This window comes from Desertivirga brevis, assembly GCF_017355835.1.
Genome location: NZ_JAFEWF010000001.1, coordinates 973,146 through 997,584, shown reverse-complemented (window position 1 = coordinate 997,584; position 24,439 = coordinate 973,146). Strand labels below are relative to the sequence as shown.

Below are 24,439 nucleotides of genomic sequence, written 5' to 3'. Positions count from 1 at the left end.
TGTTTAACATCAAGTTAATCAATCGGTTTTAAATAAGGTGTTTGAACATATTTCCCCATTCTCTTACAATATTTTCAACAAAAGAGATTTTAAAGAAGTTATTCAGAGGATTCAGAAACAACATTATGCCAAATAGACTATTCAGTGAAACCTCACCCTACTTGCTACAACATGCTAATAATCCTGTGGACTGGTATCCCTGGGGAATGGAAGCTCTTCAAAAGGCCAGACGGGAGAATAAGTTAATTATAGTGAGCGTGGGCTATTCGGCATGTCATTGGTGCCACGTTATGGAGCACGAAAGCTTTGAAGACCCTGAAGTGGCGGCAATAATGAACGAACATTTTGTTTCTATCAAAGTGGACCGGGAGGAGCGACCCGACATTGATCAGATATACATGACTGCAGTTCAATTGATTTCCGGCAGAGGAGGATGGCCTATGAACGTGGTATGCCTTCCTGATCAGCGTCCAATTTATGGAGGTACTTACTACCCTAAAGATAATTGGAAAAGCGTATTGCTTAATTTGGTGGAATTTTGGAAGGAGAAACCTGGGGAAGCTTTTAAATATGCAGAACAATTAACGTCAGGGATCAAGGAGGCAGAAATCTTAAATCTTTCAGATGATGAAATTACCTACACTCCTGAAGATCTTGATGAACTATTCAAGGTGCTGAAACCCTCATTTGACTTCGAAGATGGGGGGTATAACCGATATCCTAAGTTCCCGATGCCGAATAATTGGCAGTTTCTGATTCGTTATGCTTACTTCACCCAAGAGCCGATAGCGATACAGGCTTTGGAGAAAACTCTGGATAAGATGGCTTTAGGAGGAATCTTTGACCAGATAGGCGGTGGGTTCTCACGCTATTCAGTAGATCGCTACTGGCATATTCCCCATTTCGAAAAGATGCTCTATGACAACGGTCAGCTGCTGAGTCTTTATTCAGAAGCTTATCAGTTTTTTAAACGGGACTTATATAAGACGACCGTGTATGAAATTGTCAGTTGGTTACAGAGAGAAATGGTTGCTCCCAACGGTGGCTTTTACTCTGCCCTTGATGCAGATAGTGAAGGCGTAGAAGGTAAATATTATTCTTTTACCCTATCAGAGATTGAAGGAATATTAGGCGAAGAATCTCCACTTATCTGCGAATATTTTGATATCACTCAAAAGGGTAATTGGGAGGAGGAGAAAACGAATGTACTAAGAAGAAAAGTAAGTGACAGTGAATTTGCTCAGTCTAAGGGACTGCCTCTTACGGAGCTTCAATCCTGGGTTGAGAAGGCTAGGAATCAGTTGTTTGAGTACAGGGGAAAGAGAGTCCGACCGGGGCTCGACAATAAGATCATGGCAAGCTGGAATGGATTAATGCTCAAAGGGCTTACAGACGCTTATAAAGCTTTTAGTGATCGACAATTTCTGGACCTGGCATTCAGGAACGCATCTTTTATTAAAAAAAACCTCATGGGAGAGAAAGGTCAGCTACAAAGGCTGTACACAGAGGAATTGAAAGGTACGCCTCCAATTGCTTTTCTGGACGACTATGCCTTTGTTGTCGACGCTTTCATCGGCTTGTACGAAGTGACCTTCGACGAGATTTGGCTAAAGGATGCTTTACGTTTGACTAACTATGTTCTGACTAATTTTTATGATCCTGGGACAGGAATGTTATACTACACGGCGCAAACCGGTGAGGAGTTAATAGCGCGTAAGCACGAAATAATGGACAACGTTATTCCTGCTTCTAATTCGGCGATGGCTTTAAACCTGTACAAACTGGGTCATTTCTTCGATCATCAGCCTTTTATCGACCAATCCTTACAGATGTTGGCGAGCGTCTTTCCTTCACTTAAGGCGTACCCGTCTGCCTATTCTAACTGGGCAATTTTATTGTTTAATGAAGCATACGAATTTTTCGAAATAGCTGTTACTGGAGAGGAATTCGAAAAAAAGAGAAAGGAAATAGAACAGCACTTTATTCCTAATAAAATTATTATGGGAGGCCTGGCAGGAGAACTTCCATTATTAGAGGATAAGTTCAATAAAGATACTAAGATCTATGTTTGCAGGAACAAAAGTTGTTTGTTACCGGTAAAGGATGTTGAAGAGGCATTGAAGCAATTGAAATAAATCATTCATAAGCAGTCTTGAAAAAGGGAGGATGCTTCCATTATAGGTTCAGTACGTGAAAAAGGGTGCTGAAAAGCTACCTCTGTGAGAGCAAATTAGCCTTGTTAACACCCTCCAAATTTAACCAGCCTCTAGCGAACGAATACTACTTCGAATACAGCGTACAATGCTATTGCTAATAAGGTTAACTCAGCGGCAACTGTTGCCTTTACAATCGAGTTTAAAATTGTTGGTTTCATTGTTGATTATCAATTAAGTACAATTCAAACATCAATGGATTTCCTTCAAATTAAAATGATTCATGTCATACATTTTTATAACGTCTTGCATTAGTCTTGTTATTCTTGCTTAATATTCTTAGCGTGCAGGTTTAAATTTTGAACTTTTTTACTCACCTTTACCGCGATTGCTATCCCCCCTGCGGGTAGACATTAATTTTTTGTAAAACAGAACCGCAATTTGCCCGTTACCCTTCAGTACAGGTAAAGGTTAATAAGTTAAAAGGCTGGAAGTTTTTAATAGGATTTCCGGCAACATTTATACAAATATAATATGAAAATTCAGCCAAATAGCGTAGTGGCGCTTACGTACGATTTGTACACTAATCAAGATGGTCAGGAGGTATTCGTTGAGAAGGCTACTGAAGAACAACCATTAGTATTTCTTTATGGCGTTGGTATGATGTTACCAAAGTTTGAAGAAAACTTAAATGGCCTTTCGTCAGGAGATTCCTATGATTTTCATCTTGCTGCTGGTGATGCCTACGGTGAAAGAGATGATAATGCAGTTGCAGAATTAGGAGTTGAGATGTTCCAGGGAATGGATTTGCCGCAGGTGGATTCAGTTTTACCTTTGCAAGATAATCAGGGGAACCATTTCCGTGCACGTGTAACAAACGTTTCTGATGCTGCTGTTACTGTTGACTTAAACCATCCAATGGCTGGTCAGGACCTTCACTTCAAGGGACAGATTTTAAATGTTCGTGAAGCTACTGAAGAAGAGTTATCTCATGGTCACGCACATGGCGTAGACGGGCACTCCGGACATTAATAAAAACATACTCAAATAGAGAAACGCTGTCTTTAATAGACGGCGTTTTTTATGAAGTATAATTTGCCTTTATGAGGCCTGGTGTTTTCAATACTTATTCAGGTACTTTTAGTTGCCCTGTTTTGTGTTACCTATATTTAGGCAATAATTTATTGTGTTAAAGATAGCTTACAATTCAAACTACGTTCTGCCCCTGCCGCCAGGACACCGATTTCCAATGCTCAAATATGAGCTTATTCCCGAACAACTTCTCTATGAGGGTGTCATCTCTCAGGATAACTTGTTTTCACCAGGGAGGGTTCAAGAAGACATAATCCTTTTAACTCACGAAAAGGATTACTGGGAGCGCCTCAGGGATTTAAAATTATTGCCCCAGGAGATAAGAAGATCTGGATTTCCTTTAACTGAGCAATTAGTGACCAGAGAGACGATAATTGCTCAAGGGACAATTGAAGGTTGCCATTATGCTATGAGAAATGGCGTAGCATTCAACGTTGCGGGTGGCACGCATCATGCTGGTTCGAATTGGTGTGAAGGTTTTTGTCTGCTAAATGATCAGGCCATTGCTGCAAATTATCTGCTGGAAAAAAAATTGGCTTCCAAAATTCTAATAATCGATCTCGACGTTCATCAGGGAAACGGAACAGCCGAAATATTTTATAATACTCCAGAAGTTTTTACCTTGTCTATCCACGCTGAGAAAAATTTCCCGTTCCGCAAAGAAAGGTCAGATTTGGATATCGGTCTTGAAAACGGAATTGGCGATGAAGCTTATTTAAGCCTTCTGGATAGAACCTTACAAGATTTATTTCGGGATTTCGCGCCCGACTTCGTATTTTACCTTTCGGGAGTAGATGTTTTAGCAACAGATAAGCTCGGACACCTAAGTTTAAGTAAGGAAGGTTGCAAATTAAGAGATAGAAAGGTTTTCGAACTTTGCAGGGCTAGTGATGTGCCTGTACAGGTAAGTATGGGAGGAGGTTATTCAAGCCGGATCCAGGACATTGTAGATGCCCATTGCAATACCTACAGAATTGCCGCCGACATGTACTTTTAATACAACTCAATCCAAATTAAAGGTCGTTTTAATTCGTCTGCAGATTTTAGGGTTTATATAATTATAAAATCAAAAAAATAGCCAGCAATGCTTTGCTGGCTATTTGTAGGTAGAACTATTAAAAACTAAATCTAAAACTAAAATCTTTTGCTTAATTTTTTGCTGAAGCAGCGCTTTCAACATTTTTGTAGAAAGATAATCCTGTTGATGAAGTGTAGTTCAAATAAACTTCTTTAGAATCCTTTGCAAGGTCAATCCAGTATGTACCAACATCATTGCTTTGATAGTCATTAGATGGTCTTGCTACTACTTTTAATGCTCCTGAAAAAGCAAATCCTTTATAATATTTTTCTATGCTCTTTTTAGCTTCAGCTGGAAGCTCTTCAAAAGCTACCACTTGGGTTGCTCCAAGATAGTTTCCCTGAATGTCAAACAGCGCAGTAATCTTTTTACCTTCAAAACTGAACGAAGCTTTTTGGTAATCTGTGTTTGCGGTCCACGTAACGTCTTTAGCTCCAGCGAATTCTGCTTCCAGCTGTCTTTTTGCGTTGTATGAAATATTTTTAGAATCGTCCTTTTTGTCAATGTTTTCGGCAGCAAAACCCGCTACCGAAAAGATAGTAAGTAGAGTTGCGTATAGTAAGTGTTTCATAATCTTGTGTATTAATTACATAACAAAAGTACAAGTAAAATGATAAATCGTTAAATAAAAAATAACTTTTATGAAAGTTTAATATTTTATACGTCTTTTTTTTGAATTCTTAAAAAAGAATGGCGCTCAAAGGGCTTTCATTAAAAGTTTAATAACGTTGTTTGTGTTTATATCAACAAGCTATGCGATGATTTATAATTTTAATATAAAATATCTCGAATTATTATTTTAATTTCAATTAACGTAGCCTTTTTTTAATTTATTCTCTTTGTTGCTATTGAATTTCTAGAGATTCAAGTACTTACAATTCAATACCTTTGGCTATTATTAATATATAAATTTTAATATTTATAAATGGGATATAAGAGTTTACAGGAATGTGTAGCAGATCTGGAGCGGAACAAACTTCTCGTACGAATTAAGGAAGAAGTGGACCCACATTTAGAAATGGCTGCCATTCATTTAAGGGTTTATGAAAAGCAGGGCCCAGCCCTATTTTTTGAGAATATAAAAGGATCCAGGTTTCCGGCTGTGTCTAATTTGTTCGGTACGCTCGATAGGTCGAAATTCCTGTTCCGAGATACATTGGAGAAGATTAAAGTTCTTGTAGACTTAAAATCCGATCCGGTAAAAGCAGCAAAAAATCCTTTCAAATATGTTAACGTCGGTTATACCGCATTTTCAGCGTTGCCAGCAAAGGTGCGAACAGCTCCTGTTACATATGGACAAACTAAAGTGTCCGAACTACCTCAAATTGTAAATTGGCCGATGGATGGAGGACCTTTCGTCACCATGCCACAGGTTTATACGGAGGATATCGAGAAGCCTGGGATAATGAACGCTAATCTAGGCATGTATCGGATCCAGCTGGGTGGCAATGATTATGTACAAGATAGTGAAATAGGGCTGCACTATCAGCTTCACAGGGGAATAGGGGTTCACCAGACCAAAGCCAACGCTAAAGGTCAACCACTTAAAGTGAGCATTTTTGTAGGCGGTCCTCCAGCCCATCCTCTCGCAGCGGTTATGCCTCTTCCGGAAGGCTTGTCTGAAATGACATTCGCAGGAGCCTTAGGTAACAGAAGGTTCAGATATTTTTACGATGATGAGGGTTTTTGTATTTCAGCTGATGCTGATTTTGTAATTACCGGAACTGTCTATCCGCAAGAGAATAAGCCCGAAGGTCCTTTCGGAGATCATCTGGGTTATTATAGTCTTGTTCATCCGTTTCCCCTAATGAAAGTGCATAAGGTTTACCATCGGAAGGATCCTATCTGGTCATTTACCGTAGTTGGCAGGCCACCCCAGGAAGACACCAGCTTTGGCGCTTTAATCCACGAAATATCCGGATCTGCACTTCCTAAAGAAATTCACGGCCTGCATGAAGTGAACGCGGTTGATGCTGCTGGGGTACATCCGTTATTATTTGCAATAGGGAGCGAACGTTACACACCATATCTTAAAGAGAGAAAGCCGCAGGAGATCCTGACGATATCGAATCACATCTTGGGAAAGAATCAGTTAAGCCTTGCTAAGTACCTGTTTATATCTGCAAAAGAGGATAATCCTGATTTACATACTCACGATATTGCAAAGTTCATGATGCACATGCTCGAGCGGATGGATTTTACACGGGATCTTCATTTTCATACTAAAACCACCATCGATACGCTCGATTATAGCGGTGGAGATCTGAATAGCGGCTCTAAAGTTGTTTTCGCTGCTGCAGGAGAAAAGAAAAGAAATCTCTGGCAGGAATTGCCTCCGGGTTTTTCGAGTCCCCGTCCTTTTACTAATTGTAAACTTGCTATTCCGGGAGTTCTGGCAGTTGAGTCTCCTGTCTATGTTGGTGAGAGAGAAACAGCAGAACAAGTATCTATACTTAATGAGGGCTTCAGGGGACAGGATTTGGGAGGAATAGCTCTTATTGTTCTATGTGATGATGCTGGTTTTACAGCAGACAACATTAATAATCTCGTATGGATTACATTCACAAGAAGTAATCCATCTCATGATATTTTTGGCATCGATAGCTTCATTGAGCATAAACACTGGGGATGCAGAGGACCAGTAATTATTGATGCACGGAAAAAGCCTCATCATGCTCCTGAACTAATACCAGATCCAGCAATTGAAAGACGCGTGGACCGGCTTGGTTTAAAAGGTGCTTCCCTTCATGGAATAATATAGAGTTTATATGAGCTAGAGGTTTCTTCTGCCTTTTAGCTCATATTCCTTTTAATAGTTTAAGTTTAACTTAGCAAAGAAGTCCCACAGTACAATCCCTGCTGAAACAACGATGTTAAAGGAATGCTTTGTGCCAAACTGAGGAATTTCTATACAAGCATCTATTAGTTTCATCGCTTCATCAGAAACACCATTCACTTCATTTCCAAAGATCAACGCATATCTCTCTTTATCTGACGGCTTGAAGGTATTTAAGTTTGTACTGTTTTCAGCCTGTTCAATAGCCACTATTTTATAGCCGTTCTCTTTTAGTTCTTTTATCGCTTCAGTTATATCTTCATAGTAATACCAGTCGATGGATTGTGTTGCACCTAGAGCCGTCTTTTCGATTTCTCGGTGTGGTGGCTGCCCTGTGATCCCACAAAGAATAATTCTCTCTACAGCAAAGCCATCGGAAGTTCTGAAAATCGAACCAACATTATGGAGACTTCTGACACTGTCAAGAATAACTGTAACCGGCAGCTTTTCCTGTTTTTTAAAGTCTTCAACGCTTACCCGGTTTAATTCATCAAGTTTTAACTTCCGCATGGGGAGAATATTCAATTAAGAGAAAAAGAAAAGAGGTTATCTTAAATATAAGCGTTACGCTATGGCTTAAGATAACCTCAGTAAATATTATGACATTTATTACAGCTCGCTCACCCCTGTACCGATTTCAGAGCTGTAGACAGAGGGCGCATAACCAATCTTTTCAGTATAATAGCTGGCTATTTTTTCACTGAAGTCTTCAAAGGCATTCTTCTTTACAAGAGCAATTGCACATCCGCCGAAACCGGCACCGGTCATGCGGGCTCCAGTAACTTCCGGATAGTTTAAGCAGAATTCAACGATAGTATCTAATTCAATACCTGAAACCTCGTAAAGGTTCTTCAAGGAATCGTGAGATGCGTACATCAATTGTCCGAAGTCGTCCAGACGATTTTCAGCCAATGCTTTTGCCGCCAGGTAAACCCGCTCATTCTCTTCAACCACATGTTGTGCTCTTCTAAGCACAACTCCGTCAGTGATCAGCGCTTTATTTGCATGGAAAGTTTCAGAGTCAATATCACACAGGTTATTCACTACCAGTTTCTGTTGTAAGGCTTTTAATGCAGTAGCACATTCACCAACACGCTCATTATATTTCGATTCGGCAAGCTTACGGGGCTTATTAGTATTAATAATAGCCAAGTAATGATCACCAAGGTTACAGTCAACGATCTGATAATCCAGGGTTTCACAATTTAGCTTAATTGCTTTTCCTTTTTCTCCAAAAGTAACTGCAAATTGGTCCATGATGCCCGAATTTACACCAATGAATTCGTTCTCAACCTTTTTAGTAAGTTTTACGATATCTAATCTTGAAAGTCCTCCGTTAAACAACTCATTTAAAGCATAAGCCATAACAACTTCGACAGATGCTGAAGACGATAAACCTGATCCGATAGGAAGATTTCCAAAAAATAGAAGATCAAGTCCCTCAACCTTTTTACCCTCCTTTAATAGGTGATGGATTACTCCGAGGGGATAATAAAACCATTCTTTGCCATCTTTTTTGTAGGCTTCCTGAACAGGAATATCCAGTTGCTCAGGGAAATTGGTACTTCTGAAACGGAAAAGGCCATCTTTGTTAGGGGCAGTTAGTAAATAAGTTCCGAAAGTTACGGCGCTGGGAAGAACCAGACCTCCGTTATAATCAATATGTTCGCCGATCAGGTTAACTCTTCCCGGAGCAAAAAAAATGTTTTGATTCTCTTGTCCGAAAAGTTCAGCAAATTGTTTTTTCAGGTTGTCTAACATGTCGTTTGAAATGAGCCCAAAGGTAATAATCCTAAGTTTTTTTCGATATTTTTTATGGTGTATTTTTTACACTTTGCTACGTTTTTTTAAATTCTCTGTCTGATGAAGACCGGATAAGTAAAACCGGGTCTAAAACTATTTTCTTACGGATGTTCTCAGTGTTGTTTTTATCTTTCTTATTCAGTTCCAGGAAAAGTTTAGCAGCTTCTTCTCCCATTCTTACTGTCTGCTGGTCAATTGTGGAAAGCCGTGGGGTTACCAGGCTCCCAAAAGCTTCATTAGCAAAGCCTATCACACCGACCTCTTCGGGTACCCGAACTTTATATTCCATTAATTGCTGGATTACGCCCGCTGCGGTATAATCTTCCAAAGCGAAAACAGCATCGTATTCAACATGTTTTTGTTTCATGTCTTTCACTACGTCCTTGCCAAAATCCAGCGAGAAATTACCTTTAATGATTAGGTCTTCGTTTACGGGTAGGTTATAATACTCCAAAGCATCAATATAGCCGCGCAAACGTTCCTTAAAGATGGAGATATTCTGCTCAGCTGTAATATGTAGGATCTTTTTATAGCCTTGTTTGATCAAATGCTCAGTAGCAATGAATCCTCCTTTATAATCGTCAATAGTTACTGAAGAGACATTCAGATCTTCGAAAGACCTGTCAAAGAATATTAAAGGAATGTTCCTCTTAATAATTTCCTGAAAAGAAGAATCATCTTGGGTATCGAGCGAAATGGAAGCGATAATTCCATCAACACGGGATTGCAGAAAGGTATCAATACCTTTAGCTTGCTGTTTTTCTGATTCATTTGTTTGGTAAAGTAGGATCGCATATCCGTTTGCATTCATCACTTTTTCAATACCATGAACAACAGAGCTGAAAAAGCTGACATGAAGACTGGGTACGATAACTCCTATAACATTACTCCGCCCAGATCGCAGGGATGAGGCGATCTTATTCTGTCTATAATTTAGCCGTTCAGCCGTTTCTCGCACAGCCTTTTTTGTAGCATCGCTGATAGCGGGGTGGTCATTTAAGGCCCTTGCAACTGTCGAGAATGTAATGTTCAGCTCTTTGGCTATATCAAGTATGGTTACCCTTTTCAAATTCCTCTGGTTTATTTTTCAAAAATGCGAATTATTTATAAAAATATTTTGCGTTTGAATTATTAACATATACCTTTATGCCAACGTTGGCAATTAAGCAACCAGTTATAAAATGTATCTTTTAGGCATAGATGTAGGTACGTCCTCCATCAAGGTATCAATAGTTAAGTCGGCAACACAGGAAATCATCACTTCTGCCCAATTTCCTGAGACAGAATCGGAGATAAAATCGGTTCACCCAGGTTGGGCCGAGCAATCGCCTGATATGTGGTGGGAGCATGTCCGGCAAGCAATTACAAAAGCAAATTCTTCCGGACTATATAATCCTCAGGAGATCGAAGCAATTGGAATCGCTTATCAGATGCATGGTTTAGTTATTGTTGATAATGACCAAAACGTTCTAAGGGATTCAATAATCTGGTGCGATAGCCGGGCTGTTGAAATAGGCAAGAAAGCTTTTGATGCAATAGGCGAGGAGAAAAGTCTATCTCATCTTTTAAATTCCCCCGGTAACTTTACGGCATCCAAACTAGCCTGGGTTAAAACTAACGAGCCGGAGGTTTTCTCAAAGATCGACAAAGTGATGCTTCCCGGTGATTTTATCGCAATGAAACTAACCGGGAAGGTAACTACAAGCGAATCTGCCTTATCTGAAGGTATTTTCTGGGATTTTAAGAACGAAGAGATATCCAAGGATGTTATCTCTTATTTCGGTTTTGCTGATAGTATTATTCCCGAAGTAAAAAACGTATTCGCGAACCACGGAGAAGTTTCTGATGAGGTAGCGAAAGCACTTTCGCTTAGGCCGGGAATTCCTGTGGCTTACAAAGCAGGCGATCAGCCCAATAATGCCTTATCATTAAATGTATTAAAGCCTGGTGAAGTAGCTGCAACAGCGGGCACTTCAGGAGTGATCTACGGTGTAAGTGATACTTTGGCTTACGATCCGCAGTCACGCGTAAATACCTTCGCACATGTTAATCATACAACTAAGGAACGCCACCTCGGCATTCTCTTATGTATAAACGGGACAGGTATCTTGAATCGGTGGATCAAAGACCTGATTGGCAGCGGCATTTCATATAGTGAAATGAATACCAAAGCCTCAGGTATTGAAATAGGAAGCAAAGGATTAAGAGTATTGCCTTTTGGAAATGGAGCTGAGCGTATGCTAAATAATAGGATCGTAGGAGCCCATTTTAGTAATATAGACCTGAATATCCATACAAATGCCCATATCTTCCGCGCAGTGCAGGAGGGGATTGCATTCGCCTTTCGTTATGGTCTTGATATCATGCGTGAGAATGGAATGGATCCAAAAGTGATCAGGGTTGGAAAAGCTAACCTTTTCTTAAGTTCAGTATTCACAGAGGCATTCGTTAATGCTACAAACGTTCCTGTTGAATTTTATGCCAACGATGGTAGCGCAGGAGCAGCCCTTGGTGCAGGAATAGGTGCGGGCATTTTTAGCTCTGAAGAAGAAGCTTTTAGCAACATGAAACCTCTTGATCTTATTCAACCGACAAAAGCGGAGGAATACAACCAGGTATATCAGGATTGGAAAAAACAGTTAGAGAACCAGTTAGGGACTACAGTTTCAATAGCTGAAGAGGTAGCTCTGTAATTATAAATCGTTAAATAATAAAAAATTTTAATACCATGTCAATTAGTTCATCTGTAGGAACAGAGTATTTTAAAGGAATTGGCCAGATCAAATTTGAAGGCCTTGAGTCTGATAACCCATTAGCTTTTCGTTGGTACGACGAGAACAGGGTTGTTGCAGGGAAAACATTAAAAGAGCATTTTAAATTCGCAGGTGCTTACTGGCATTCATTCTGCGGAAATGGTTCTGATCCGTTTGGAGGTCCTACACATATTTTTCCATGGGATCAAAAGTCTGACGCAGTTGAGCGTGCAAAAGATAAGATGGATGCAGCCTTCGAATTCCTTACTAAGTTGAACCTTCCTTATTACTGTTTCCATGATGTAGATCTTGTAGATTACGGTAATGACATCGCGGAAAATGAAAGACGTTTACAAGCTATCGTCGATTATGCAAAAGAGAAGCAGGCAGAGACAGGAATTAAACTTTTATGGGGAACTGCTAACCTTTTCTCTCATAAAAGATACATGAACGGTGCTTCTACTAATCCTGATTTTCATGTATTGACACATGGCGCAGCACAGGTAAAAGCAGCCTTGGATGCAACTATCGCTTTAGGTGGTGAGAATTATGTGTTCTGGGGTGGTCGTGAAGGCTATATGAGTCTATTGAATACCGATATGAAACGCGAGAAAGAACACTTTGCACGTTTCTTACATACAGCTAAAGATTATGCTCGTAAAAACGGTTTCACTGGTAATTTCTTTATCGAACCAAAACCTGCTGAACCGTCTAAACACCAATATGATTTCGACTGCGAAACTGTAATCGGTTTCTTACGCGAGCACGACTTATTGAACGACTTTAAGATCAATATCGAGGTGAACCATGCAACTCTTGCAGGCCATACATTCCAACATGAATTACAGGTAGCAGCAGATGCAGGAGTATTAGGCTCTGTTGATGCAAACCGTGGTGATTATCAAAATGGCTGGGACACAGATCAGTTCCCGAACAATATCAATGAATTAACAGAAGCAATGCTAATCTTCCTTGAAGCTGGTGGTTTACAAGGAGGTGGTGTTAACTTTGACGCGAAGATCAGAAGAAACTCTACAGATACAGATGATTTGTTCATCGCTCATATCGGTGGTATGGACACTTTCGCCCGCGCTTTAATCACTGCTGATAACATTCTTCAAAAATCTGATTACAAGAAATTCCGCCAGGAGCGCTACGCGTCTTTTGATTCTGGAAAAGGTAAGGAGTTTGAAGAAGGTAAACTGACGCTGGAAGATTTAAGAGCTTATGCTGTTGAAAATGGCGAGCCTGAAACCAGAAGTGGAAAACAGGAGTACCTTGAAAATATCATCAATAGATTTATATAATTTCTAGGGCCGGGCTTTAACACTTGTCTTAGTAAAGTATTTACCTTGAAATATTAATATGTCGAGTACGTCCGGGAGAAATCCTGGGCGTTTTTTTTTGCCTAAAGCTTATGTCTAATCTTTCGCGCTATTCTTTCCAAAGCTTTCAACGATCCCTTTAAATTTTGATTGAATCCAATATATTTAAATTTCGGACGTTTGTAACTTCAAAAGAGTCTGTTCGTAAAAGAGTTAACATCTGTTTAGGGTAACGTGAAAAGGAATTTCTTATTTAAAAAAACAGGTTTAAGCAATGCCTTGAAAATTGCTTTTCTTTTATCGATAGTACTTATCGGCGGGTTTGGTCATTCGGTTCCTACTAAAGAAATATTCAAAGCTTTGGAAAATAGCAGAGAACTTCTTCAAAGCCCGGTTCTACTTAATAATCAAATCTCCGCAATTCCACTCAAAAATCTTGCCGGAAAAAGGATTGCATCTATTAATATTGGAAATACTAGCGGATATGCTTTCGATGAAATGCTAAGCAATTATGCAGAAGTAAAAATCTTTGACTACCCGGCAAACATAAATAACGAGATAAATACGTATACAACTATAATCGTTAATGTTTCTTCTGCTGCACTTTTATCATCTGATGTTATCAGTTTCATTACCGAGCTATCTAAGAAAAAAGAGTTAATCATTGCGGGTTTTGGTCCTTCGGCTGCCCTTCAGAAATTTGATAGTTTCACCATCCCAATTGTCTGGAATCCTGAACAAACTCCAATTGCTGCACAACATTCTGCTCAAATCATTTTCGGGGGAGAAGCTGTTTCTGCCAAATTACCTGCAAATATCAGTGCTAATTTTGTTGCCGGTTCAGGCTTTAGTACTCAGAAGATAAGACTTAGTTACCTTAACCCCGGCTACTTCGGTATAAATATTTCAAAGCTTAAAAAGATCGACAACATAATGAATGAGGCCATTACTGAGCATGCAACTCCTGGTGCGGTCGTTATGGTTGTGAAAGACGGTAATGTGGTTTTTGAGAAGGCCTATGGTCACCATACATATGGAGATGATCTGCCAACGCGTAGCAGGGATATTTTTGACCTTGCCTCGGTAACTAAAATAGCTTCCACCACAGTTGCAACTATGAAGCTGTTTGATGAAGAGAAGATAAACTTGAATGCCGGACTAGGTACTTACCTTCAGGATCTAAGAGGAACAAATAAGGATTTTATTCCTGTTCGCGATGTTTTGCTACATCAGGCAGGTCTGGTTAATCTTGATTTTTTAAGCTATGTAAAGCCAAGTGATCACAGTACAGACTCATCTTTCTTTTTTCCCGTAAAGATCACCGACAATTACTTCTTGCGGAGAGACTTTTACAAGGATGTAATGTGGCCAAAGATGATCCGTACATCACTTCCTACGAGAGGACAGTACGTTTATAGTGACCTGAGTATGTTCATGATGAAAGAGGTTATAGAGCATCAATCAGGCACTTCTCTTGATAAATTTGTTGAGTATAGCTTTTATAAGCCACTGGGGATGAAAACTGCTGGCTATTTACCCCTTAGGAGATTTAGCAAAGATCTAATAGTTCCAACAGAAAGAGATACGTACTTCCGAAGAACCTTATTACAGGGGCATGTCCATGATTCAGGTGCTTCTTTGGCAAATGGTGTATCAGGGCACGCTGGGCTATTTGCCAGTGCAAATGACCTTGCTATATTGAATCAAATGCTATTGAATGGCGGAACCTATGGCGGGGAACAGTTTCTGAAACCAGAGACAATTCGTCTTTTCACCTCAAGTCAGTCTAACGTAAGCAGAAGAGGATTAGGATTTGACCGGTCGAGCGGAGGAAGTTACCCTTGTCATTACGCTTCCAACCAAACCTATGGGCACACGGGCTATACAGGCACCTGTGTTTGGGTTGACCCGAAAGAGAACTTAATTTATATTTTCTTGTCTAACAGGGTTTACCCAAGCGCAAGCAATAAACTAAACAGTCTGAGAATTCGTCCGAGAATTCAGGACGTAATATACGAGGCAATAGAAAGTGGGAAAACGGACCTTGCCGGGGTGGCAAGTTCCAGATAAGAAAATATAAAAACAACAATGGCCGCTTTTAATAAGCAGCCATTGTTGTATATTTCTAATACTAGGAAAAAACCTCTTCTCTTGGCGAATATTTGAACTTAAGGAAAAGCCCTATTCCATTAAGAACTACTGAAAAGAGGTTAGTTGCAATGATCGGAATGTCATTCTTTAAAACTCCGTAATACGCCCAAAGGCCTGTCCCAACAATCAACATGATGAAAATATACGCCGATAGATCAGACGCCTCCTTCTTTTTTATTGTTTTTATCAATTGAGGCAGCATTGATGCAGACGTTAGAACCCCGGCAATAATGCCAATAACTTCGTTACTCATAATTTCTAATCCCGGCAGTTCTTCAGGTCATTGCCGGCATTAGAAACATTGTAAAAGCCTTGCTTGTTTCCAAAAGAATTAGTTATATAGGTAACAATTTGAGCTACATCAATGTCGCTAAGCTCGTGATTCCCCGGCATTTGCTCATGAAAGACAGTATTATTAACCGTAATTGAATCGTTTAGCCCATGTTTGATAATGCATGCTAAAAGCGACTTATTATTCTTCAGAAAAACCGTATCAGTTAGTGGAGGAATAAGTTTACCCAGCCCAGTTCCATTAGCGTTATGACAGTTCTGACAATGCTGGTCGTAAAGCATTTTCCCGTTTGTGTAATACCGCGCATAGCTTAATTGGTCCTGACTCTGGCACGCGTCAAGAACGATAAAAGAAGAGATGGTTAATACAATCAGTAAAATTTTTAATCGCATTATTTATATTCCTCAAGCAGGATGTGCATGTCTCTGATCATTTGCTCTACCTGGTCTGGCTTTGTGCCATCATAAGCTCCACGCAAGCGCTTTTCCTTATCTACAAGGATAAACCAGCCCTGGTGAACATAACCTCCCGGAGCGTTTTTGTCCTGGTTCACTGCTACGAGGTAATTCTTCTCAGCAAGGGGATACAGAAGGTCGCGTTCTGCCCAGGCAAACTGCCATTGCTTGCCATAAATGCCAAGTTTTTCCGCATATGCCCTAAGCTTTGATGGTGTATCATATTTGTAGTCAATGGTGTGCGACAACAGGCCCACTTCATTGTTGCCTTTGAACTCCTCATATACTTTCAGCATATTGCGATGCATAACCGGGCAAATAGAAGGGCAGGAGGTGAAAAAGAAATCTGCAACATAGATCTTTCCGTCAAAATCTTTATCTGTTAGGGCAACACTGTCCTGATTAAGGAAACTGAAATGTGGTATTGTTTGATAAACTGTGTCAACAATCGTTTTACCATCAACTGTTTTTTCAACAGCTTCACGGTTTCCAAGAATAGGAAGCTTTCTATCTGATCCTTTTTGGCAGGCAACTAGTAGGATTATAAAGGGTATAATAAGAAGTGAGTTTCGCATTAAAGACAATTTTTTGATCTGCAAAGGTACTTGTTGCATCGTCCCTTCACAAGAAAAGCTCAAATTACAAATTTCATTTCCTTCTAATTGATTAGCTATTTTAGCTATACTTGTATTAACCAATTTTCCTTCTGCAATTCATGTATATCTTCCGCATCGCCTCGTTATTGTCTCTGTTTCTGATGTTTGTACAGTTTTCTTTGCGGGGACAAGGAAAGCTGTATTCGTTTTCGCACCTTAATAACAGTAACGGCCTGTCACATAATCAGGTGAATACGATTTATAAAGACAGCCAGGGGTTCCTGTGGGTAGGAACATTGGCCGGACTTAACCGCTATGATGGCTACCGCTTTAAGGTCTTCCGGCACGACGAAAGTAACAAAACTAGTTTAAGTGATGAATATGTTACAGCCATATACGAGGCACCTGAAGGGCGAATGCTTATTGAAACAGGTTCTGGCTTCAATATCTATAATTCAGAGACCGAATCGTTTGACAGAGCAGCAGACCGTTACTTTCAGAAACTCCGGCTACCGGTTACACTAACCTATGTCTACAAAGATTCAAAGCAAACCTTTTGGTTTATCGCTGGTGACCAGCTTTATCGTTTATTTCCAGGTGAACAGGTTGCTTCAAAGATCCCTGGTACAAAAAATGTTAATTTTATCAATAGCGACAGCAAAGGTAATTTATGGCTCTCTTATGCAGATGGATCTATAGAGAAAAGAGATACTTACTGCGGTAGAATTATTGATAAGCGTAAAACAGAAGCCAGAGGAAGAAACAGGTTCTTTATTGATAAACAGGGTGGCATCTGGCTATATTTAACGGACAATCCTCAAGGGGTATTTTATCTTGATCCGCAGGGTTACAAAACTTCGCATTTCTATAAAGGTTCCCCCAAGTGTCCTTTAAATAGCAATATTATTAATGGGATTCTCCAGGATGGGAGAGGGGACATTTGGCTGGGAACCGACCATGGTGGGATTAATATAATAAGCAAAAAGGACTTTTCCATCAGGTATCTTGAAAACAGGGAGGGAGATGAAAAGAGTATTGCCCAGAATAGCTTAGTGACCATTTACAAAGATGACGCCGGCTTTATCTGGGCCGGAACCTACAAGAGGGGGATCAGCTTTTACAACGAAAATTCGTTAAGGTTTCCACTTTATCAGCATCAGCCATTCAGTAATACTAACCTTCCTTACGATGATGTAAACCGATTCGCTGAAGACAAAAAGGGTAATTTATGGATTGGTACCAATGGTGGAGGACTGATCTATTTCGACAGATCAAATAATACCTTCCGTCAATTCAGGCATCAGGCTAATAATTCCAATAGTCTCAGTAACGACGTAATTGTTAGTCTCTGGATCGACAGATCTGATAACCTCTGGATCGGAACCTACTTCGGGGGGCTTGATCGTTTTGATGGGAAAACTTTCGAGCATTACAGGCACGATAGCAAAAATCCGGAAAGCTTGTCGGATGATAAGGTATGGGAGATAATTGAAGACAGAAAAGGTAATTTATGGATAGGCACTCTTTCTTCAGGCCTGGATCTCCTGGATAGAAAATCAGGGAAGTTTAAGCATTTTATACCCAATAGAAGAAATTCAGTAAATTCTACTTATATCTCTGCTTTCGCTGAAGATAAAGCTGGGAACCTGTGGATAGGAACAGCAAACGGCGTGAACGTTCTGAACAGCAAAACTGGAAAGTTCAGCTATCTTACCCGGTCTGAGAGTAACCCCCATTCTCTTAGCAATAACTTTGTTTATTCCCTGCTACGCGATTCCAGAGGGATAATGTGGGTTGGTACCAGAAACGGATTAAACTATTATGACCCTGCTCTAGGTTATTTCAGGAATTTGAGCACAGTTGATGGCCTTCCCGATAACACTATCTTAAACATTCTGGAAGACGCCCATAGTAACCTTTGGTTAAGCACACCTAATGGATTATCAAAAGTAACTATACGGAATGAGAAGAGTTACCATTTCTCTTTTAAAAATTACGACGAAGGGGATGGCTTACAGGGAAGATCTTTTAATGAAAACGCAGCTTTACGAACTTCCCGAAATGAATTGATATTCGGCGGGCCGAATGGTTTTAATATTTTTCTTCCTGAAAAATTGCATTCGGCTCGTAAACCTCAGAAGCTGGCCTTTACAGACTTTTCACTCTTTAATAAAAGTGTGGGAATCAACGAGAGGGTGGATGGCGACATTATTCTTCAGAAGTCCATCAACGCAATCCATTCACTCGTTCTAAAGCATGATCAGAATGTATTTGCAATAGAATTTGCTGCACTTGGTGCAAATAATCCTGAGAAGGTTAATTACGCCTATATGCTGGAGGGCTTTGACAAAAAATGGTTCATAACTGATGGGAAGGTAAGAAAGGCAACTTATACTAACCTTGATCCCGGAAGCTATATATTCAAGGTGAAAGCAAGTAACGACGATGGTTCCTGGGGAAAGGGGATCCAGACGTTGAATGTAGTCATCAAACCGCCTTTCTGGCAAACCCCTCTGGCGTACCTCCTCTATCTTGTTTTTTCTGTAGGAACTCTTCTAATGATCCGGCAAAGGGGCATTGAAAAGTTGAGGCGGAAGTTTGCGCTTGAGCATGAGCGACAGGAAGCAAGGCGCATGCATGAGCTGGACATGCTAAAGATAAAATTCTTTACTAATGTTAGTCACGAGTTCCGTACTCCTTTATCTCTAATTCTGGCACCGGTTGAAAGGATACTTGCAGAGGTTCAGGAACCCGAAAGAAAACATCAGTTGCAAATGATCCACCGCAATGCCCGGCGTTTATTGAACCTGGTAAACCAGCTTCTGGATTTTCGGAAAATGGAGGAACGCGAATTAAGGTTATACCTCCGGATGGGAGACTTGATCGATTTTATTAAGGATACCTTTTTTTCCTTTACCGATATAGCCGATAAGAAGCATATCCGCTTCACGTTTAAGTCTGATATAGATAGTCTAAACTCCGAGTTTGATCACGATAAGATTGAGCGAATATTATTTAACCTTTTATCTAATGCATTTAAATTCACTCAAAATGAAGGTGAGATCAGCCTGGAAATTCACAGTAAGCAAGAGGCCGACCAGGTGTTGTTGGAAATCCGTGTAATAGATACAGGGATTGGAATTCAGCCGGAGAAGAAGGATAAGATATTCGATCGATTCTTTCAAAATGAAACTCCCGGTTCAATTGTTAATCAAGGAAGTGGTATTGGCCTTGCTATTACACGTGAATTCGTACACCTTCATGGAGGAACAATCAGGGTAGAAAGTGAAGAAAATATTGGGAGCTGCTTCATTATAAACTTCTCATTTAAAGCTATCGAGAGAGGCCAAATTGAAAAGGTGAGTGTTGAGGAAATAGCAGAGAATAAACCTGAGCCAGGGCAACAGCATGAATTGAACCATAAAAGGAAAACAGTGCTCTTAGTTGAAGATAACGATGACTTCCGGTTCTATCTTAAAGATAATTTGAGGCAGTTTTTTAATATTGTCGAGGCCTCTAACGGCAAAGAGGGCTGGCAAAAGTCGCTTGCCTCTCACCCTGACCTTATCGTATCTGATATTAGTATGCCAGAGATGACTGGCATAGAACTATGTATGAAGCTAAAAGCTGATAAGCGTACCATGCATATCCCTGTCATTTTACTAACAGCATTGGCTGGGGAAGAGCAACAGTTGAAGGGCTTGGAAACCGGAGCAACTGATTATATGACAAAGCCATTCAACTTCGAAATACTGCTTTCCAAGATCCGCAACCTTGTTCAACAGCAGGATACGATGAAGAAGACGTATGTTAAACAGGTACAGGCATCTCCGGTTAAGATTGAAATTGAAAGCTCGGATCAACGATTTATTAATGGGGCGCTGGCCGAACTCGAAAAGAACATCGCTAATGCGGATTACTCTGTTGAGGATCTAAGTTCAGCCATGAATTTAAGCAGGGTAGCCCTTTATAAAAAGATGCTTGCGTTAACAGGTAAGGCTCCTGCTGAATTCATTAGAAGTTTCCGCTTGAAGAGAGCAGCTCAATTACTGGAAGAATCACAGCTAACGGTTGCAGAGGTAGCTTTTCAAACCGGTTTTAATAACCCCAAATATTTTGCTAAGTACTTCAAAGCCGAATTTGGAACAGTACCTTCTGCTTATGGTGACCATAAAAGCAAAGAGGCAAAGGAAGTTTAATTCGGGTAGTATGCAAAAAAATAAGGCCATTCCGGTTCGGAATGGCCTTTTACGTTTATCTCAGTGCTTTTATGCTAACGCATATAATTCTTCTCTCTGTTTCTTAACGGCGTCGCTGGATATATATTCGTCATAGCTCATTAGCTTATCGATAATACCATTTGGGGTGATCTCGATGATGCGGTTGGCTACTGTCTGAGTAAGCTCATGGTCACGGGAAGTAAACAAAATTGTTCCTTTGAAATCTTTCATCCCGTTGTTGAGTGCGGTAATCGATTCAAGGTCCAGGTGATTGGTCGGCTCGTCAAACAAAAGGACGTTTCCTTGTTGAAGCATCATTTTTGAGAACATACAACGCATTTTTTCACCTCCTGAAAGGACCGAACATTTCTTAAGTACTTCCTCTCCTGAAAATAACATTCTTCCAAGGAAGCCGCGGATAAACTGCTCATCCTTCTCTCCCTCAGAATACTCACGTAACCAGTCGATCAGGTTTAGATCTTTTCCTTCAAAGTACTCAGAGTTGTCGGCCGGGATGTCAGCCGGGTTAATCGTCACTCCCCACTTAAACTCACCTTCAAAGTCAGTATCTCTTCCAGTCAATACTTCGTAAAAAGCACTGGTAGCTAAACTATTTTGTGAGATTAGAGCAATCTTATCTCCTTTATTTACCATAAAAGATACATCTCCAAATAGCAGATCGCCAAAAGATACTTTTCTAAGTTTCTCAACCTGTAAGATCTGATCGCCTGCTTCACGGGCAACATTATTAAATATAATTCCAGGGTACTTCCTGTTGGATGGCTTAATCTCTTCCAGGTTGATCTTATCCAGGGCCTTTTTACGGCTGGTAGCTTGTTTAGACTTTGAAGCATTGGCACTGAAACGACGAATGAACTCCTGTAATTCCTTTACCTTATCTTCAAGCTTCTTATTCTGATCAGAACGCTGACGTAGAGCTAACTGGCTTGACTCGTACCAGAACGAGTAGTTACCGGTATAGATGGTCATTTTACCAAAGTCAATATCAACGATATGCGTACAAACAGTATCCAGGAAGTGACGGTCGTGGGAAACTACTAGTACAATATTCTCGTATCCTGCCAGGAAATCCTCCAACCATCCGATAGTTTCAATGTCCAAATCGTTGGTAGGCTCATCCAGTAATAAGATATCAGGGTTTCCAAATAAAGCTTGTGCCAACAACACCCGCACTTTTTGATTACCGTCTAATTCCTTAATTAATTTATAATGAAGCTCTTCTTTAATTCCAAGGTTGCTTAAAAGTGTAGCTGCATTGCTTTCAGCATTCCAGCCATCCATCTCAGCAAAAATATTTTCCAGCTCTCCGGCGCGTTCACCATCTTTATCTGTAAAGTCTTCCTTAGCGTACAAAGCGTCTTTTTCCTTCATCACATTATACAGCTCTTTATGACCCATCAAAACAGTTTCAATCACCGGAAATTCGTCGAACTCATAGTGATTCTGTTTTAAAACGGCCATACGCTCTCCTGGAGTAATGGCAACAGAACCTGTACTTGGATCTACATCACCAGATAAAATCTTCATGAAAGTAGATTTACCAGCGCCGTTCGCTCCAATGACTCCGTAGCAGTTACCGTGTGAGAACTTTAGGTTAACATCCTCAAAAAGAGTGCGTTTTCCGTAACGTAGAGATAGATTAGAAACCGATATCATGCATTGTAATTTGAGGTGCAAAGGTAGTCAATATGAATAAGATATGCCAGTTAGCATAAAAGATTTATTTTAGTTCCACTATGACGAAAGACGAGCTTCTTGAGGAAATAAAACAAACTCTTGAAAAGGTTAAAGTAGAAAAGTTAGCTGCTATAGCCGGGGCAGGTGGGCTGCACTTTAATGATTTGATAGATCTTAGTTTTCATCAGGATAAGGCTATAGCGTTTCGAGCCAGCTGGATTCTTGAAAATGCAACTTGTCTACAACCCGAAGAATTCTGGAAAAACGCACCCTATTTTTTAAACAGTTATAATGCTCAAACAAATAATAGTTGTCGCAGGCATTTCACAAAGATCTTGATGTGGGTGGTTAAAAAAAAGGCAAACCGAAAGGAGCTGCGAGGATTTGACTGGACAGCGATCATTGAATCAACTTTCGAGTGGTTATCCAACCCGGAATGCCCTGTGGCTGTAAAGGTTAATTGCCTTGATATTTTACTGGGTTTGAAAGATCAACAAGATTGGATCGCAGAGGAGCTGAGGGCCGAAACAGAATTTTTATTAAGGAACGGGTCGGCTGCAATGCAGTCAAGGGGAAAAAAAGTTCTTAAGAAATTACGTTCTTGAAATAGCGCATGATTTTAAATAAAAATTATTAATATTTTTTTAGATGTTTATTTTGTGTAGGAAATAATTGTAAATCAAGTACATGGGTCTTTTTTGTTGTTTTTTCATGCTGGGGAAAGGGGATATAATTGCCCAATGTGTAAAAAAAGATCCCATAAAGTTTGTTTTGCTACAATAAATTTTCTTTAATTTACCCCTAAGGAATTGATTGTATGAGTTTAGTAGACATCGTGGGTGTTGAAAATAAATCTGCTAACGAACATTTAAGAGTAGCATCAACAAGAAGGTATTTAGAACAGGATCTTCAAAATTTGAAGAACCTGGAAGACCTAATAGGAATGATAGCTAAAATATGTGACGTTCCAGTGGCTTATATATCTCTTATAGATGATATAAATCAAACTTTGATTGCAAGAAAAGGTGTAGATATTGAGAGTGTCCCAATTGGGCAAACCTTCTGTTTTGACACCATACAACAGGATGATCTGGTGATTATCTCAGACGCGAGCAAACATTCTAAGTACCGGAACAGTCCATACGTTACTGGTTCACCTCATATTAAATTTTACGCAGGAATGCCGGTAAAGACCCATTCTGGTCACAATATCGGAACCTTGTGTGTCATCGATTCCAATCCCAAAGAATTAACTACTTATCAAATTGAGAGTCTTAAAATGCTTTCAACTCATGTCATTTACCTACTTGAACTAAGATTAGCATTAAACACGGTGAATGATCAGAAAAAAATCATGCAAAGCTCTGAAGATATGTTGAAAGAGAAATATAACGCTCAAAACAAGCAGTTACAATCGCTTGCTACTGTAATGTCACATCAAATAAGTGGTCCGGTAGCCACAATGAAAGGCCTGATGTACCTAATAAACACTCTCCCGAGCGAGGAAAGTAAAGAATTTCTTCCCCTTATGGAACTGGTACTTGACCAAATGGATGAAGCGGTTAAGCTAGTAACCGCTGATGCATTTGCTGCTGTTGATAATGATTAATTCCGCCTGCCTATTTGAGTTTTTACTTGAGAAAGTCTTCACGAACAGGAGAAAAGCTGTCAACTAGCCGGGCAGTTTTTGTTAGCAACTGTATACAGTGTTTTTTATTAGAAGGTACATAAAACATGTCGCCCGGCTTTAAATGCTGGGTTTCTTCTCCTTCCATGAAGAATAATACTTCACCTTCTGCAATATAACTTGTTTGTTCATGTGGATGCGCGTGCATAGGATCTGGTTCTGTTTGAGGTCCATTGCTAAAGTCCAGCACAGCAGTCAGCATTTTTTCTAGATGTACTAACCTACGCTCGATTCCTTCAGCAGGGTGCTGCACCTCTGCTTCTTTATATTTTAATACTGCCATTGTTTATTTATGATCTA

At 40.0% G+C, this 24,439-nt stretch carries 19 protein-coding genes; 10 read left to right on the top strand and 9 right to left on the bottom strand.

Features of this window, described 5'->3' with window-relative positions; all coding sequences use genetic code 11:
• Positions 1–125 precede the first annotated feature (125 nt).
• The 3 genes from J4N25_RS04415 (at position 126) to J4N25_RS04405 (ending at position 4,242) form a co-directional block, all read left to right on the top strand.
• Positions 126–2,135 carry a thioredoxin domain-containing protein gene (locus tag J4N25_RS04415; RefSeq protein WP_207420933.1) on the top strand — a complete coding sequence of 670 codons (2,010 nt, stop codon included), beginning with the start codon at positions 126–128 and terminating at the stop codon, positions 2,133–2,135.
• A 552-nt stretch (positions 2,136–2,687) separates the two neighbouring features.
• Positions 2,688–3,185, top strand: a complete 498-nt coding sequence (locus J4N25_RS04410) for an FKBP-type peptidyl-prolyl cis-trans isomerase (RefSeq protein WP_207420932.1) — start codon at positions 2,688–2,690, stop codon at positions 3,183–3,185.
• Between the two features lie 154 nt (positions 3,186–3,339).
• On the top strand, positions 3,340–4,242 hold the full coding sequence (locus J4N25_RS04405) for a histone deacetylase family protein (protein ID WP_369410820.1): 903 nt from the start codon (positions 3,340–3,342) through the stop codon (positions 4,240–4,242).
• 151 nt (positions 4,243–4,393) lie between these two features.
• On the opposite strand, the gene J4N25_RS04400 is transcribed toward J4N25_RS04405, so the two are convergent.
• Positions 4,394–4,894 carry a hypothetical protein gene (locus tag J4N25_RS04400; protein WP_207420930.1) on the bottom strand — a complete coding sequence of 167 codons (501 nt, stop codon included), beginning with the start codon at positions 4,892–4,894 and terminating at the stop codon, positions 4,394–4,396.
• Between the two features lie 354 nt (positions 4,895–5,248).
• Here J4N25_RS04400 and J4N25_RS04395 point away from each other — a divergent pair, with 354 nt between their 5' ends.
• A complete protein-coding gene (locus J4N25_RS04395; RefSeq protein ID WP_207420929.1) occupies positions 5,249–7,084 on the top strand; it encodes a UbiD family decarboxylase in 1,836 nt (611 codons plus the stop codon).
• Between the two features lie 48 nt (positions 7,085–7,132).
• On the opposite strand, the gene J4N25_RS04390 is transcribed toward J4N25_RS04395, so the two are convergent.
• From J4N25_RS04390 to J4N25_RS04380, 3 genes are all read right to left on the bottom strand, one after another.
• On the bottom strand, positions 7,133–7,669 hold the full coding sequence (locus J4N25_RS04390) for an RNA methyltransferase (RefSeq protein ID WP_207420928.1): 537 nt from the start codon (positions 7,667–7,669) through the stop codon (positions 7,133–7,135).
• A 99-nt stretch (positions 7,670–7,768) separates the two neighbouring features.
• The gene (locus J4N25_RS04385; protein ID WP_207420927.1) at positions 7,769–8,920 is read right to left on the bottom strand and encodes a galactokinase; all 1,152 of its coding nucleotides are present in this window, start codon (positions 8,918–8,920) and stop codon (positions 7,769–7,771) included.
• Between the two features lie 76 nt (positions 8,921–8,996).
• Positions 8,997–10,031, bottom strand: coding sequence for a LacI family DNA-binding transcriptional regulator (locus tag J4N25_RS04380; RefSeq protein WP_207420926.1), 1,035 nt, complete (start codon positions 10,029–10,031; stop codon positions 8,997–8,999).
• Between the two features lie 112 nt (positions 10,032–10,143).
• On the opposite strand from J4N25_RS04380, the gene J4N25_RS04375 reads away from it, so the two are divergent.
• The 3 genes from J4N25_RS04375 (at position 10,144) to J4N25_RS27085 (ending at position 15,110) form a co-directional block, all read left to right on the top strand.
• Positions 10,144–11,655, top strand: coding sequence for a xylulokinase (locus J4N25_RS04375; RefSeq protein ID WP_207420925.1), 1,512 nt, complete (start codon positions 10,144–10,146; stop codon positions 11,653–11,655).
• Positions 11,656–11,690: 35 nt separating this feature from the next.
• Positions 11,691–13,022: a xylose isomerase gene (xylA, locus tag J4N25_RS04370; protein ID WP_207420924.1), complete on the top strand. Its 1,332-nt coding sequence runs from the start codon at positions 11,691–11,693 to the stop codon at positions 13,020–13,022.
• A gap of 252 nt (positions 13,023–13,274) precedes the next feature.
• A complete protein-coding gene (locus J4N25_RS27085) occupies positions 13,275–15,110 on the top strand; it encodes a serine hydrolase domain-containing protein (RefSeq protein WP_207420923.1) in 1,836 nt (611 codons plus the stop codon).
• Positions 15,111–15,171: 61 nt separating this feature from the next.
• Here J4N25_RS27085 and J4N25_RS04360 read toward each other — a convergent pair whose 3' ends face one another.
• The 3 genes from J4N25_RS04360 to J4N25_RS04350 are packed head-to-tail and all read right to left on the bottom strand — an operon-like array spanning position 15,172 to position 16,513.
• Positions 15,172–15,444: a SemiSWEET family sugar transporter gene (locus J4N25_RS04360; protein ID WP_207420922.1), complete on the bottom strand. Its 273-nt coding sequence runs from the start codon at positions 15,442–15,444 to the stop codon at positions 15,172–15,174.
• A 5-nt stretch (positions 15,445–15,449) separates the two neighbouring features.
• A complete protein-coding gene (locus J4N25_RS04355) occupies positions 15,450–15,875 on the bottom strand; it encodes a c-type cytochrome (RefSeq protein ID WP_207420921.1) in 426 nt (141 codons plus the stop codon).
• Positions 15,875–16,513: an SCO family protein gene (locus tag J4N25_RS04350; RefSeq protein WP_207420920.1), complete on the bottom strand. Its 639-nt coding sequence runs from the start codon at positions 16,511–16,513 to the stop codon at positions 15,875–15,877. The genes J4N25_RS04355 and J4N25_RS04350 overlap by 1 nt, the downstream gene beginning before the upstream one ends.
• Before the next feature lie 182 nt (positions 16,514–16,695).
• Between J4N25_RS04350 and J4N25_RS04345 the strand changes: the two genes are divergently transcribed.
• Positions 16,696–20,733 carry a hybrid sensor histidine kinase/response regulator transcription factor gene (locus tag J4N25_RS04345; protein WP_207420919.1) on the top strand — a complete coding sequence of 1,346 codons (4,038 nt, stop codon included), beginning with the start codon at positions 16,696–16,698 and terminating at the stop codon, positions 20,731–20,733.
• Between the two features lie 69 nt (positions 20,734–20,802).
• Here J4N25_RS04345 and J4N25_RS04340 read toward each other — a convergent pair whose 3' ends face one another.
• Complete coding sequence (locus J4N25_RS04340; protein WP_207420918.1) at positions 20,803–22,431, bottom strand: ABC-F family ATP-binding cassette domain-containing protein; 1,629 nt, start codon at positions 22,429–22,431, stop codon at positions 20,803–20,805.
• 80 nt (positions 22,432–22,511) lie between these two features.
• Here J4N25_RS04340 and J4N25_RS04335 point away from each other — a divergent pair, with 80 nt between their 5' ends.
• Entirely contained in the window at positions 22,512–23,057 is a 546-nt protein-coding gene (locus tag J4N25_RS04335) for a HEAT-like fold family protein (protein WP_207420917.1), read from the top strand.
• A gap of 212 nt (positions 23,058–23,269) precedes the next feature.
• Positions 23,270–24,061, top strand: coding sequence for a GAF domain-containing protein (locus tag J4N25_RS04330; protein ID WP_207420916.1), 792 nt, complete (start codon positions 23,270–23,272; stop codon positions 24,059–24,061).
• Between the two features lie 22 nt (positions 24,062–24,083).
• Here J4N25_RS04330 and J4N25_RS04325 read toward each other — a convergent pair whose 3' ends face one another.
• On the bottom strand, positions 24,084–24,422 hold the full coding sequence (locus J4N25_RS04325; protein WP_207420915.1) for a cupin domain-containing protein: 339 nt from the start codon (positions 24,420–24,422) through the stop codon (positions 24,084–24,086).
• Between the last annotated feature and the right edge of the window lie 17 nt (positions 24,423–24,439).